Here is a 12,548-nt window from a genome sequence, read left to right as displayed (position 1 = left end):
ATCAGCGCCGCCGAAGCAGGGCGATCATCTGTGCAAGCATGGCGATCCCGGCGAGGGCGATACCGAGAGTGGCAACCGCGCTCCAGCCGCCTGCTTTCCAGGTTGCAGTCGCTGCAGCTGCGCCGGCTGCACCGCCCAGAAACATCGAGCCCATGAAGATGGTGTTGAGCCGGGCGCGGGCTTCCGGGCGCAGCGTGTAGACAATGTGCTGATTGGAAACGAGGGCACTCTGGACGGCGAAGTCGAGTAGGATGCACCCAACCACCAGTCCCGCGATCGAAGCCCACAGGCCAAAGATCACCCAGGACACAACCGTCAGAACCGTGCCAGCAAGGATCACCAAGTGTGGCCCGCGCCGGTCGGCGATTCTTCCGGCGACGGGAGCCGCGAGGATCCCCACGGCGCCGACAATTCCGAACAGTCCCGCGACTTCGGAACCCAACCCGAACTTCGGTTCCTGCAGGTGCAACGCCAGGATCGTCCAGAAGGCAGTGAAAGCACCGAACAACAGAGCTTGCGTGATCGCGGCCGTGCGCAGTTCGCGAAATTCACGCCAGATATGGATCAGTGATCCTATGAGACCGAAGTAGGTGCTGCGGCCCTCGGGAACGCTGCGAGGCAGGGTGAGCGCCATCAGGCCGCCGGCACCGAGGGCAAGCGGCACGCCAAGCCAGAACATCGCCCTCCAGCCTTCGTGTGCCGCGACGACACCAGAAAGGGTCCGGCTGAGCAGGATGCCGCAGAGCACGCCGGACATGACGGTGCCGACTACAGCCCCGCGTCGTTCAGGCGGCGCCAGATGCGCTGCGAGTGGAACGATCTGCTGAGCGACGGTCGAGGCAACGCCAAGCACGAACGATGCAAACAGTAGCAGTGCACCCGACGGCGCGAGCGCGGCACCGATCAAGGCGATGGCGAGGATAACGAACTGAGAGAGTATCAGGCGCTTCCGCTCGATAATATCGCCAAGCGGAACGAGTGCAAACAGGCCGATGGCGTAGCCGAACTGGGTGGCGGTGGGCACCAGTCCGGTGAGGCCGCCGGGAAGGTCATGCTCCAGAATACCGAGCATTGGCTGGTTATAGTAGATGTTCGCCACGGCAAGTCCGGAGGACACCGCCATGGCGAAAGTCAGGCTTGTGCCGATCCGCGACGGCATGTTCGCGTCTGCTGGAAGCACGGATGGGTTGCTCATGATCGACCTCGACGACAATGCCCGGCTACTGAACCCGAATGGCGATCCGCAGGGTGGGCTGTGATTACGAGGCGAATATGGAACCCTATCCTGATTTGCTGTAGACCCTCAATTTGTTAGGTCTGTATAACGGAATCCGTGATAATGAATTTTGATGACCTTGAGGTCTTCGTGGAGGCAGTTCGGGTGGGAAGTCTGGCCGGTGCTGCACGTCGTCTGGGCTTGAGTGCCATGGCCGCATCCCGCAGTCTGAGTAATCTCGAGACGGAGCTTGGAGCCAGGCTGATCCATCGGACGACGCGCTCCCTGTCGCCGACCAGTGACGGTGAGATTCTGCTCCCACATGCCAGAGCCTTGCTCGAAGGCCGTGCGAACGCTTTGACGGATTTGCGGCCAGACGGCAGAGGGTTGACGGGCCATCTCCGCATTACGGCGTCGGCAGCCTTCGGGCGCAAGATCGTTGCACCGATGCTGCCGTCCTTCATGTTGGAGCACCCGGCGCTTCAGGTCGATCTGCTGACGACGGACGATCAGGTCGACATCGTGGGGCAAGGCATCGATGTCGCCATCCGCATTGCCCCGCTCAAGGACAATCGGCTTGTGGCAAAGCGACTGGCCGACAATCCCAGGGTCCTGTGCGCATCATCGGCCTATCTGGAAGCCCATGGCCGCCCGCGAACGCTTGCGGATCTTGCCGCACGCGAATGCCTGCTTGCCACGGGAGGGTCTCACTGGGCGTTCGTTCGTGAGGGGAAGGTGGTGAAGCAGAAACTTTCGGGTCGCTTTTCTGCGAGTTCGGTCGAGGCGGTCTATCAGGCCTGCCGAGGCGGCCTTGGCATTTCCAATCTGTCGAGATGGTACGTCCATTCTGCTCTCGCACGACGCGAAATCGAACAGATCATTCTGGAAGATGCCGAGCCCGAGGCCTTGGGAATCTGGGCCGTCTATCCAAGCTCCCACATGGTACCGCCCAAGGTTCGGCTGTTCGTAAGTGCGCTTGGCAAGGCGCTCGCAACTTCTGATACGACGTGTCGGTCCGCAAACGGCCAGAACGCCCCATGAACTAAGGGCAGGATCCGGGGAGGGCGCTTGCCCCGATCAACGACCGCCCTGTCGGCGGGAGAGGCTGGAAAGCGCGTAGGGGGCTTGCATCGGCCTCTGGTATCACGATTGCGTTTGTGCGCTGGCAATGCTCCTTGGCACCAGCCGTATGGTTGGAATGAACGCAGTGGAACCCAAAATTATGGCGGGAATGGAAGCTGCTGGGTCAAACGCGCCGCCTGTTAGCAGATCAGAGGATCCGAGGTTCGCCAAGCTGACAAACAGACTTCCTTGGCCACTCATGCCTGAGACACGCGCACCGAATGATCCGCCAGGCACCAGATTCCAGCCCGCGTGGATTCCCGCCAACATCCAGATACGGCCTATTCCTGCAAGGTAACAGGCTCGAGCCCTGCCGCCGGCCTACATTGCAGCTATCTCCCGACGGCAGAGCTTCTGAATCAGAAGGAAAGCTTCCGCTTACAGATCACATCAGTGAAGGCTCTGCCTTGCTGCCTCCCGCAAGGCAGAAAAGAGGCCTAAGAGCGGTGCAGATCTTGCTGGGCCACTCCAGCATCGAGAACACCGTGGGTTACCTCGGCGTAGATAACGACGATGCTCTCACTTTATCGGCGCATACCGAAATTTGAGCCGGGTACCGGCTCCGCGATTATCTCAAGGCGCCGGCGTGCTGACATTGACGATCGACAGGTAACGGTAATGCCTACATATTCGGATAGTTCGGTCCGCCGCCGCCTTCCGGCGTGACCCATTCGATGTTCTGGGTCGGGTCCTTGATGTCGCAGGTCTTGCAGTGGACGCAGTTCTGCGCGTTGATCTGGAGCTTCATGCCCGAACCGTCCGGATCGACGAACTCGTAGACCCCCGCCGGGCAATAGCGCGCCTCGGGTCCGGCATAGAGCGGCAGGTTGATCGCGGTCGGCACCGCGGGATCCTTCAGACGCAGGTGAACCGGCTGGTCTTCCTCGTGGTTGGTGAACGAGTAGGACACGCTGGTCAGACGGTCGAAGCTGATGACGCCGTCGGGCTTGGGATAGGCGATCGGCTGGTAGAGATCGGCGCGCTGCAAGGTCGAGGCATCGGTGTGATGCTTCATCGGCTTCGCGAGACCAAAACCGAACAGCGTGCGCAGCCACATGTCGGCGCCCGCCAGCACCGTGCCGATCTCGCCGCCCCACTTGGCGACCAGCGGCTCGGCGTTCTGGACGAGCTTCAGTTCCGTCGCGATCCAGCTTTCGCGCACGGCGGTATCGTATTCGCCGAGCGTGTCCTGCTCGCGGCCCGCCTTGATCGCCGCGGCAATCGCCTCGGCGGCCAGCATACCGCTCTTCATCGCGGTATGGGTGCCCTTGATACGCGGCACGTTGACGAAACCTGCCGAGCAGCCCGCCAGCACGCCGCCGGGGAAGGCCAGCATCGGCACCGACTGCCAGCCGCCCTCGTTGATCGCGCGCGCACCGTAGGCGACACGCTTGCCGCCTTCCAGGATCGCGCGAATCTCCGGATGCTGCTTCCAGCGCTGGAATTCCTCGAAGGGATAGACGTAGGGATTCTTGTAATCGAGCGCGGTGACGAAGCCCAGCGCCACCTGGTTGTTCGCCTGATGGTAGAGGAAGCCGCCGCCCCAGGAGTCGGTCTCGCTCATCGGCCAGCCCTGGGTGTGGATCACCCGGCCGGGGACATGCTTGTCCGCCGGGATGTCCCAGAGTTCCTTGATGCCGAGGCCGTAGATCTGCGGCTGGCAATCCGCCTCCAGATCGTACTTCGCCTTGAGCCGCTTGGTGAGGTGGCCGCGCGCGCCTTCGCAGAACACGGTGTACTTGCCGAGCAGGTTCATGCCCGGCTGGAAGTCGCCCTTGGGGTTGCCCTCTCGGTCGACGCCCATGTCGCCGGTCTGTACGCCGATCACGGCGCCCGCCGCGTCGTAGAGAATCTCGGCAGCCGGGAAGCCGGGGAAAATCTCGATCTCCAGCGCCTCGGCCTGCTCCGCCAGCCAGCGGCAGAGATTGCCCAGCGATCCGGTGTAGTTGCCGTCATTGGACATGAACGGCGGCATCACCAGATGCGGCAGGGAGAACTTCTTCTTCTTCGTGAGGTGCCAGTGCCAGTTGTCGGTCACCGGGGTCTCGGCCAGCGGACAGCCGTCCTCGCGCCATGTCGGCAGCAGTTCGTCGAGCGCCTTGGGATCGATCGTCGCACCCGAAAGGATGTGCGCGCCGATCTCCGAACCCTTTTCGAGCACGCAGACCGAAAGCTCCGGATCGACCTGCTTCAGCCGGATCGCCGTCGCCAGTCCCGCCGGGCCTCCGCCCACGATGACGACGTCGTACGGCATCTCTTCGCGTTCTATCATGTTCGTTTCCGCGTCTCAAAAAGGGTACGGTGAATGTAGCTCAGAGCTTGCCGGTAAGCTCCGGCACGGCGGTGAAGAGATCCGCCACCAGGCCGACATCGGCGACCTGGAAGATCGGAGCGTCCTCGTCCTTGTTGATGGCGATGATGGTCTTGGAGTCCTTCATGCCGGCAAGGTGCTGGATTGCGCCCGAGATGCCGACCGCGATGTAGACTTCGGGAGCGACGATCTTGCCGGTCTGACCAACCTGGTAGTCGTTGGGCACATAGCCCGCGTCCACCGCCGCGCGCGAGGCACCTACGGCAGCGCCGAGCTTGTCGGCGAGCGGGAGGATCACCTGCTCGAACGTCTCCGAATCCTTCAGCGCGCGGCCGCCGGAGACGATCACCTTGGCGCTCGTCAGTTCCGGACGCTCGGACTTCGCGATTTCGGCGCCCACGAAGCTGGAGAGGCCCGCGTCACCGGCTCCGGCGACGTCTTCGATCACGGCCGAACCGCCCTCGGCAGCGGCCTTCTCGAAGGCGGTGCCGCGCACGGTGATCACCAGCTTGGCATCGCTCGATTCGACGGTGGCGATGGCGTTGCCCGCATAGATCGGACGGGTGAAGGTCTTCTCGCCCTCCACCGAGAGGATGTCCGACAGCTGCATCACGTCGAGCAGCGCAGCGACGCGCGGGGCGACGTTCTTGCCGGTGGTGGTGGCGGGCGCCAGGAACGCGTCGTGGTGGCCCATGAGGTCCACGATCAGCGGCGCGACGTTCTCGGCCAGTGCGTGTTCGTAGGCGGCATTGTCGGCCAAGTGGACCTTGGCAACGCCGGCGATCTTCGCGGCGGCTTCGGCGGCGGCGCGGCAGCCCGAGCCGGCGACCAGCAGGTGGACTTCACCCAGCTTGGCAGCAGCGGTGACGGTGTGGAGCGTCGCGTCCTTGACCGACGCGTTGTCGTGTTCGACCCAAACGAGCGTCTTCATCAGGCGACTCCCAGTTCCTTGAGCTTTGCTACCAGCGCATCGACATCCGCAACCTTGACGCCGGCGACACGCACCGGCGGCTCCGAGACCTTGAGAGTCTTGAGGCGCGGGGCGATATCGACGCCGTAGTCGGCGGCGGTCTTCACATCGAGCGGCTTCTTCTTCGCCTTCATGATGTTCGGCAGCGAAGCGTAGCGTGGCTCGTTGAGGCGCAGGTCGGTGGTGACGATCGCGGGCAGCGCCAGCTTCACGGTCTCCAGACCGCCATCGACTTCGCGGGTCACGGCGACGTGGTCGCCCCCCAAATCACCACCCAACTCGACCTTGCTGGCGAACGTGCCCTGCGGACGGCCGAGCAGCGCGGCAAGCATCTGGCCGGTCTGGTTCGAATCGTCGTCAATCGCCTGCTTGCCGAGGATCACCAGGCCGGGATTCTCTTCGGCGACGATCGCCTTGAGGATCTTGGCAACGGCCAGAGGCTCGACTTCCGTATCGGTCTCGATCAGGATCGCGCGGTCGGCGCCCATGGCGAGTGCGGTACGCAGCGTGTCCTGCGCCTTGGCCGGGCCGACCGAGACCGCGACGATCTCTTCCGCCTTGCCCGCTTCCTTGATGCGGATGGCTTCTTCCACCGCGATCTCGTCGAACGGGTTCATGCTCATCTTGACGTTGGCCAGGTCAACACCCGTGCCATCCGCCTTCACGCGCGGCTTTACGTTGTAGTCGATCACCCGCTTCACGGGCACGAGGATCTTCATCTCTCCACTCCTCTATTAATGGTCCGACCATTATAGTTTTGTATCTGTCTGTCAACTCAGTGGTCCGGGCATTGCTCAACCGGCCGGGATAGGAGTACCCTTGGCCCATCGTCGAAGAGAGAACACCAGTGGCCACAGCAAGTACCGAAAAACCCGCTTTCGCGCCGATCAAGACTCAGCGGGCGTTCGAAGTCATCTGCGAGCAGATCCGCGCCCAGCTCGCCGCCGGTACGCTGAAGGCGGGGGACAAGCTGCCCGCCGAGCGCGAATTGGCCGCACAGTTTCAGGTCAGCCGCAGCGCCTTGCGTGAGGCACTGCGCAGTCTGGAAGTCGCGGGCATCATTCGCAACCTGAAGGGCGTGAAGGGCGGGGCGGTGATCCAGTCGGCCGAGCCTGACCGCATCGTCCAGGCCATGCAGGACTATGTCCATCTGGGCGACGTCACCCTCGACGAACTGACCGAAGCGCGCATCGCGATCCAGGACATCGTCGTGCGCCTTGCCTGCGAGCGGGGGACCGAGGCGCATTTCGCCGAACTCGAACAGATCGCCGAGCGCACGCGCGAGGAAACGTCGGTGGAAGCGCGCTACGAATGCGCGGCGGCCTATTACGATGTGCTCGCCCGCGCGACGGGAAACCGCATGTTCGGGATCTTCGTCGATTCCCTTTCTGGCGTCCTCCACGAATTCGTGCGCGGGCCGGGTTACGAGACCTTGCAGGAAACGCTGATCGAATCCCGCTTCAAGCTGATCCGCTTCCTGCGCGCCCGCGATGCCGAGGCCGCCGCCGAGGAAATGCGCAAGCATCTGGAGCGCGTCTATCGCCATGTCCGCAAGAACATCAAGGCGCAGGCCGGGCCGGGAAAGGCGCGCAAGGCCTGATCCGGAGCGGTCATTGACCGCATCCCTCGGCAGTGCAATAGGTAGGACCATTAGATAAATCGACCTATTGGAGCGGCGAGGATGGACGAACAGGCGGGACGGGAACCGGGAGACGCTCTGGCGGGCGTACGGGTGCTGGATTTCACATCGGTCATGGCAGGGCCGTTCGCCACGCGAATGCTGGCGGATTTGGGCGCGGATGTGCTCAAGATCGAGTCGCTGGAAGGCGATCAGGTCCGCGCTCGTCCGCCGGTTCGAGAAGGGCATTCGGCCTATTTCGGCCATCTCAATGCGGGCAAGCGCAGCCTGGCCTGCAACCTCAAGTCACCTGAAATGCGCGACCTCATCCAGCGGCTGACGGAAAGCTACGACGTGGTGGTCGAGAATTTCCGTCCCGGCGTGATGAAGCGCTTCGGGCTCGATTACGAGACGCTTGCAGCGATCAATCCGCGCCTGATCTATTGCTCGATTTCAGGCTATGGTCAGCAGGGGCCGAAGGCGCACTTCCCCGCCTATGCCCCGGTGATCCATGCCGCCAGCGGCTTCGACATGGTCAACCTGCACTATCAGGACGACGCGAGCCGGCCCGCGACTTCGGGCATCTTCGTGGCCGACGTGCTGGGCGGCACCCATGCCTTCGGCGCGATCCAGGCCGCGCTTTTCCAACGCGAACGGACCGGCAAGGGGCAGTACATCGATCTGTCCATGCTGGAGGCGATGGTCGGCATGCTGGTGTTCGAGACGCAGGAAGCGCAATTTCCGGGCGGCCCGCGTCGGCCGCTCTATACTCCGCTGAGGACGCAGGACGGCTTCGTCATGGTGGCGCCGACCAGCCCCAAGAACTTCGAACAGCTTACCGAAGCGGTGGGGCATCCGGAATGGCGCGAGGATCCCCGCTTCCTGACCAATGCCGATCGCAATGCGAACTGGGCGACCATGCTTTCGCTCGTGGAGGAATGGACCAGCCAGCGGTCCTCGGCGGAAGCGGAGGACGTTCTTTCCCGTCACGGCGTGCCTTGCGGGCGCTACCGCGAGATGGACGAAGTGCTGGCCGATCCGCAACTCGCGGCGCGCGGGGCGATGTCGTCTGTCGGCGATGCGGCCGGAAGCTATCTCGTGCCGAACCCGCCGTTCACGATGAGCGGAAGCCGGGTACAGGTGCGCCCGTTCGTATCCGAACTCGGAGAACATGGCGCGGGGGTCTTGCAGGAGGAACTGGGCCTGGGCGAGGAAGCCGTGATGGCTCTGAAGGAGGCACGCCAACTGCTTTAGGCGCCGGTGTCAGGGGGCAGGGCAGGGCGCCCGCCCCCTTCGGTCGTCAGCGAAGGAGTTCCTTCGCAATCGTGTTGCGTTGGATTTCCGAGGAACCCTCGTAGATCCGGGTGATGCGGATGTCGCGATAGAGGCGCTCCACCGCGAAACCACGGCAGTAGCCCGTACCGCCGAAGATCTGCACGGCGGTGTCGACGGTGCGGCTGCCCGCCTCGGTCGCGAAGAGCTTCGCCATCGAGGCAAGCTCGCGGCGCTTGTCGCCCTGATCGTAGCGCCAGGCTGCGTCGAGCAGGATCAGCCGCGCCGCGCGCATGTCGGTCGCCATCGTCGCGATGTAATGGCGGATCGCCTGGAAGTCCGAGATGACGCCGCCGAAAGCGGGGCGCTGTTTCGATTCCTCGATAGCGAGCTGGAGCGCGAATTCGCCCATGCCTACGGCGGTCGCGCCGACGTTCATGCGGCCCTCATTGAGTCCTTCCAGCGCATAGCGGAAGCCTTGGCCTTCTTCGCCGAGCAGGGCGTCGGCGGAAACCTGGCAATTGTCGAAGCTGAGTTCGAACACACCGGGCGTGGCCGTGCCCATCAGTTCGATCGTGCCGGTCACCGAGAAGCCGGGGGTATCCGTTGGCATGAGGAAGGCGGAGATGCCGCCGCGCGTGCCCGCGGACTTGTCCGTATAGGCATAGACAATGACGTACTTGGCCTTCTTCCCGTTGGAAATGAAAGTCTTGCTGCCGTTGATAACCCAACCGTCGGCATTGCGAACGGCGGTCGTGCGCATCGAGCCGGGGTCGGAGCCGGAGTTGGGCTCGGTCAGGGCGAAGGCGATGCCGATTTCGCCGGTGGCCATGCCGGGCAGGAGCTGTTCGCGCTGGGCCTGGCTGGCGTGGTAGATGATGTTCTTGGCACCCGGCCCCATGAGCGGGCGCAGCTCGGTCCAGAACTGGGGCGGCAGGTGGGCCAGTTCGATCTGCACCGCCGCCTGCGCCAGGGCGCCGAGGCCGAGGCCGCCGTATTCTTCGGGCAGGGCCATGCCGAAGTAGCCGTTCTCCACCAGCGTCTGGCGCACGATAGGCGGAACCTCTCCGGTTTCCACGAACTGCTGTTCCAGCGGCAACAGGTCGCGAACGATGTCGCGGGTAACGTCACAGATGTTCCGGACGTCTTCGGGAAGTTCGAAATCCACGGGAAGCCTCTCCTCTTGGCATGAACGGCAATAGCCGTCACGAGTCATTGACCTAATGGTCGTACCATTCAATATATAGGTCGTCCATGCGATTTTTCCGGGCTTGGTGCCGGGGTCCCCATGACGTAGAGCAAGGAAGTCCATGACGACCGATCCGTTCGACCTGAACCTGCGGCATCTGCGCGCGCTTCTCGCGATCCGTGAGCATGGCAGCATTACGGCCGCCGCCGATGTCGTCAGCCTCTCGCAACCGGCACTGACGCAAGGGCTTGCCAAGCTGGAGCAGCAGTTCGGCTATACGCTGTTCGAACGGCGCTCGGGCGGGATGGTGATGACCCCGATGGGGGCAATCGTCATCGAGCGTGCGACCCTGGCGCTCGAACATCTCTCCACGGCGGCGAAGGGGCTTTCGGCGGTCTTCGCCCATCCCGAACGGCTGATGACGATGACGCAGCTTCGCGCCTTCATGGCACTGGCCGAGGCCGGGAGCTTTTCCGCGGCTGCCCAGTCCACCGGCCTGTCGCAGACCGCCGTGCACCGCGCGGTCGGCGATCTGGAGCACATGATCGGCGGCAAGCTGCTCGAACGCCGGGGGCGGGTGGTCTGGCTCAATCCGGCGGGCAAGAAGCTAGCGCGCGGGGCCCGCCTTGCCAGCGCCGAGATCGCCGCCGCCATCGCGGACCTCGGCCTGGATAGCCGCAGCGGCAGCGAGTTGATCGCGTTCGGCGCGCTGCCTCTGGCGCGGCCCTATCTCGCGCCTGCCGCCATGGCCGGGCTCGCCCGTGAAGAGCCGCGCGCTGCCTTCAAGGTGCTGGAGGGCAGCTGGCGCGAACTGGTGGAGCCGTTGCGCGACGGGGTGATCGATATGGTCGTGGGGGCACTGCGGCCTTATGAGATCGCCGACCTTTACCAGATGCCGCTGGTGGAGGACCGTCTGGTGATCGCGGCCGGAAGCCAGCATCCGCTCGCGGGCGTGGAGCGACCGACGATGGAGCAGCTTTCGGCCTTTCCCTGGATCGTTGCACCGGCCAATTCGCCCTTGCGCGAACAATGGCAGGAATTGTTCGAAGGGCGTGCGCTGCCGCCTACTCCCATCGAATGCGGTTCGGTCATGATCATCGGCCGCCTGCTGACCGACGGCGATTTCCTGACCCTGCTGTCGCCCGACCAGGTCGCGCTGCAGATCCGCAGTGGGCTCCTCACCCAGATCGGTGCGCCGCTCGAACACAGTCGCCGTGTCGTCGGCATCACCACGCGGCGCAGTTGGCGGCCTACCGCGATCCAGCGGCGCTTCCTCGATCTGCTCAAGGAAAGCGCCGGGCAGATCCGCTCGGACTTCACCCAGCCCGATCTGCGCGCGTCGGGCTGGGTATAGCCCCGATCAGTCGAGGTTGATCCAGACGGCCTTGGTTTCGAGATATTCCTCGATGTGATGCGGGCCGGATTCGCGTCCAAACCCGCTGACCCCGAAGCCGCCGAAGGGCACGCCGGGGTCTAGCATCTGGTAGCAGTTCACCCATACCGAACCGGCGCGGATGCCGCGCGCCATGCGATGCGCCGTCGAGAGATCGCGCGTCCACACGCCGCTGCCGAGGCCGAAAGGCGTGGCATTGGCGCGTTCCAGCACTTCGTCGATGGTGTCGAAGGAGAAGGCCGAGAGCACCGGACCGAACACTTCCTCCTGTGCGATGGTCATGTCATCCTGCACGTCGGTGAAGATCGTCGGCGCCACGAAGAAGCCATCGTCATAGCCGGGGCCGGCAAGCCGCGCGCCGCCGACCAGCGCCTGCGCGCCTTCGCTGCGGGCGCCCTCGATATAGCCGAGAATCTTGTCCATCTGCGGTGCCGAAACCACAGGGCCGATCTGCGTCCGGGGATCGAGCGGATCGCCGACCCGGATCGTGCGGGTGAAGGCGGCAAGGCGCTCCATGAATTCCTCGCGGATCGAGGACTGGACGAAGAGCCGCGTGCCGGCGCTGCAGATTTGTCCGGAGTTCGCGAAGACCGCCATAGCGGCAGCCGGGATCGCCTTGTCCAGATCGGCATCGGCGAAGACGATGTTGGGCGACTTGCCGCCGAGTTCGACGGTTACGCGCTTCATCGTCGGCGCCGCGGCCTTGATGATTTTCTCGCCTACTCCGGTCGATCCGGTGAAAGCGATCTTGTCGACACCGGGGTGGGCCGAGAGCGCCGCCCCGGCATCGCCGAGGCCGGTCACGACGTTGACGACGCCTTCCGGCACGCCGGCTTCCAGGCACAGTTCGGCAAAGCGCAGCGCCGAAAGCGGCGTCTGCTCGGCGGGTTTCATCACCAAAGTGCAGCCGCTCGCCAGGACCGGGCCGGTCTTCCACACGGCCATGCCGACAGGGCCGTTCCACGGATTGATCGCGGCGACCACTCCGACCGGCTCCTTCAGCGTGTGCGACAGCACATCGCCCGGCGCGGAGTTGTTCAGCGTATCGCCCGCGATCAGCGTCGCCTGGCCCGCATAGTAGCGCAGCAGCGCGGCGGCGCGGGTCTTGCCCAGGACGGTGCGGGACAGCGGCGCGCCGAGGTCGAGCGTGTCGAGCATCGCCAGTTCTTCGTAATGCTCTTCCACGAGATCGGCGAGGCGCAGCATGATCCGCTGGCGTTCGGCGGGCTTCATGCGCCGCCATGGCCCTTCCAGCGCCGTGCGCGCGGCCTTGACGGCGCGGTCGACGTCCTCGGCATCGCCCTGCGCGACCATGGCGAGCAGTTCGCCGGTTGCCGGATTGTGGGTCTCGAACCGCTTGCCCGAGGCAGCGGGGACGCGGCGGCCGCCGATCAGCATGTCCTGCTCCGGCATATCGAGCAGGCGGGGGCGGGCGATAGAGGTCAGTTCCATGTCGG

The 12,548-nt window shown here is 64.2% G+C and carries 11 protein-coding genes and 1 pseudogene; 6 read left to right on the top strand and 6 right to left on the bottom strand.

Going from position 1 to position 12,548, the window contains the following annotated elements; translation table 11 throughout:
* Position 1: 1 nt before the first annotated feature.
* Complete coding sequence (locus AC4D6D_RS09470) at positions 2 to 1,123, bottom strand: MFS transporter (RefSeq protein ID WP_491325076.1); 1,122 nt, start codon at positions 1,121 to 1,123, stop codon at positions 2 to 4.
* Here AC4D6D_RS09470 and AC4D6D_RS09465 point away from each other — a divergent pair.
* From AC4D6D_RS09465 to AC4D6D_RS09455, 3 genes and pseudogenes are all read left to right on the top strand, one after another.
* Positions 1,122 to 1,259, top strand: coding sequence for a hypothetical protein (locus AC4D6D_RS09465; RefSeq protein ID WP_491325075.1), 138 nt, complete (start codon positions 1,122 to 1,124; stop codon positions 1,257 to 1,259). The two genes, AC4D6D_RS09470 and AC4D6D_RS09465, sit on opposite strands and share 2 nt — an antisense overlap.
* 80 nt (positions 1,260 to 1,339) lie before the next feature.
* Positions 1,340 to 2,257: a LysR family transcriptional regulator gene (locus AC4D6D_RS09460; RefSeq protein ID WP_491325074.1), complete on the top strand. Its 918-nt coding sequence runs from the start codon at positions 1,340 to 1,342 to the stop codon at positions 2,255 to 2,257.
* A 503-nt stretch (positions 2,258 to 2,760) separates the two neighbouring features.
* Positions 2,761 to 2,886, top strand: a pseudogene (locus AC4D6D_RS09455) (integrase); the annotation flags it as partial.
* Between the two features lie 74 nt (positions 2,887 to 2,960).
* Here AC4D6D_RS09455 and AC4D6D_RS09450 read toward each other — a convergent pair.
* The 3 genes from AC4D6D_RS09450 to AC4D6D_RS09440 are packed head-to-tail and all read right to left on the bottom strand — an operon-like array spanning position 2,961 to position 6,338.
* The gene (locus tag AC4D6D_RS09450) at positions 2,961 to 4,610 is read right to left on the bottom strand and encodes an electron transfer flavoprotein-ubiquinone oxidoreductase (RefSeq protein WP_491325073.1); all 1,650 of its coding nucleotides are present in this window, start codon (positions 4,608 to 4,610) and stop codon (positions 2,961 to 2,963) included.
* 40 nt (positions 4,611 to 4,650) lie between these two features.
* Positions 4,651 to 5,580 carry an electron transfer flavoprotein subunit alpha/FixB family protein gene (locus AC4D6D_RS09445; RefSeq protein WP_491325072.1) on the bottom strand — a complete coding sequence of 310 codons (930 nt, stop codon included), beginning with the start codon at positions 5,578 to 5,580 and terminating at the stop codon, positions 4,651 to 4,653.
* A complete protein-coding gene (locus AC4D6D_RS09440; protein WP_491325071.1) occupies positions 5,580 to 6,338 on the bottom strand; it encodes an electron transfer flavoprotein subunit beta/FixA family protein in 759 nt (252 codons plus the stop codon). Before AC4D6D_RS09440 ends, AC4D6D_RS09445 begins: the two co-directional genes overlap by 1 nt.
* A gap of 128 nt (positions 6,339 to 6,466) precedes the next feature.
* On the opposite strand from AC4D6D_RS09440, the gene AC4D6D_RS09435 reads away from it, so the two are divergent.
* A complete protein-coding gene (locus AC4D6D_RS09435) occupies positions 6,467 to 7,219 on the top strand; it encodes a FadR/GntR family transcriptional regulator (protein WP_491325070.1) in 753 nt (250 codons plus the stop codon).
* An 81-nt stretch (positions 7,220 to 7,300) separates the two neighbouring features.
* Entirely contained in the window at positions 7,301 to 8,491 is a 1,191-nt protein-coding gene (locus AC4D6D_RS09430; RefSeq protein ID WP_491325069.1) for a CaiB/BaiF CoA transferase family protein, read from the top strand.
* A gap of 46 nt (positions 8,492 to 8,537) precedes the next feature.
* On the opposite strand, the gene AC4D6D_RS09425 is transcribed toward AC4D6D_RS09430, so the two are convergent.
* The gene (locus AC4D6D_RS09425; protein ID WP_491325068.1) at positions 8,538 to 9,677 is read right to left on the bottom strand and encodes an acyl-CoA dehydrogenase family protein; all 1,140 of its coding nucleotides are present in this window, start codon (positions 9,675 to 9,677) and stop codon (positions 8,538 to 8,540) included.
* A 142-nt stretch (positions 9,678 to 9,819) separates the two neighbouring features.
* Here AC4D6D_RS09425 and AC4D6D_RS09420 point away from each other — a divergent pair, with 142 nt between their 5' ends.
* The gene (locus AC4D6D_RS09420) at positions 9,820 to 11,052 is read left to right on the top strand and encodes a LysR family transcriptional regulator (RefSeq protein WP_147221102.1); all 1,233 of its coding nucleotides are present in this window, start codon (positions 9,820 to 9,822) and stop codon (positions 11,050 to 11,052) included.
* 6 nt (positions 11,053 to 11,058) lie between these two features.
* Here AC4D6D_RS09420 and AC4D6D_RS09415 read toward each other — a convergent pair whose 3' ends face one another.
* Entirely contained in the window at positions 11,059 to 12,543 is a 1,485-nt protein-coding gene (locus tag AC4D6D_RS09415; RefSeq protein ID WP_491325067.1) for an aldehyde dehydrogenase family protein, read from the bottom strand.
* Positions 12,544 to 12,548: the final 5 nt, after the last annotated feature.

The organism is Novosphingobium sp. BF6, from assembly GCF_058273105.1.
This window is presented reverse-complemented; position numbering and strand designations above follow the sequence as displayed.

Excerpts from the sequence above, each read along its gene's own strand:
- AC4D6D_RS09465 (WP_491325075.1), top strand. The coding sequence starts at position 1,122 with ATGGCGAAAGTCAGGCTTGTGCCGATCCGCGACGGCATGTTCGCGTCT.
- AC4D6D_RS09470 (WP_491325076.1), bottom strand. The coding sequence starts at position 1,123 with ATGGCGGTGTCCTCCGGACTTGCCGTGGCGAACATCTACTATAACCAG.
- AC4D6D_RS09460 (WP_491325074.1), top strand. The coding sequence starts at position 1,340 with ATGAATTTTGATGACCTTGAGGTCTTCGTGGAGGCAGTTCGGGTGGGA.
- AC4D6D_RS09450 (WP_491325073.1), bottom strand. The coding sequence starts at position 4,610 with ATGATAGAACGCGAAGAGATGCCGTACGACGTCGTCATCGTGGGCGGA.
- AC4D6D_RS09445 (WP_491325072.1), bottom strand. The coding sequence starts at position 5,580 with ATGAAGACGCTCGTTTGGGTCGAACACGACAACGCGTCGGTCAAGGAC.
- AC4D6D_RS09440 (WP_491325071.1), bottom strand. The coding sequence starts at position 6,338 with ATGAAGATCCTCGTGCCCGTGAAGCGGGTGATCGACTACAACGTAAAG.
- AC4D6D_RS09430 (WP_491325069.1), top strand. The coding sequence starts at position 7,301 with ATGGACGAACAGGCGGGACGGGAACCGGGAGACGCTCTGGCGGGCGTA.
- AC4D6D_RS09420 (WP_147221102.1), top strand. The coding sequence starts at position 9,820 with ATGACGACCGATCCGTTCGACCTGAACCTGCGGCATCTGCGCGCGCTT.
- AC4D6D_RS09415 (WP_491325067.1), bottom strand. The coding sequence starts at position 12,543 with ATGGAACTGACCTCTATCGCCCGCCCCCGCCTGCTCGATATGCCGGAG.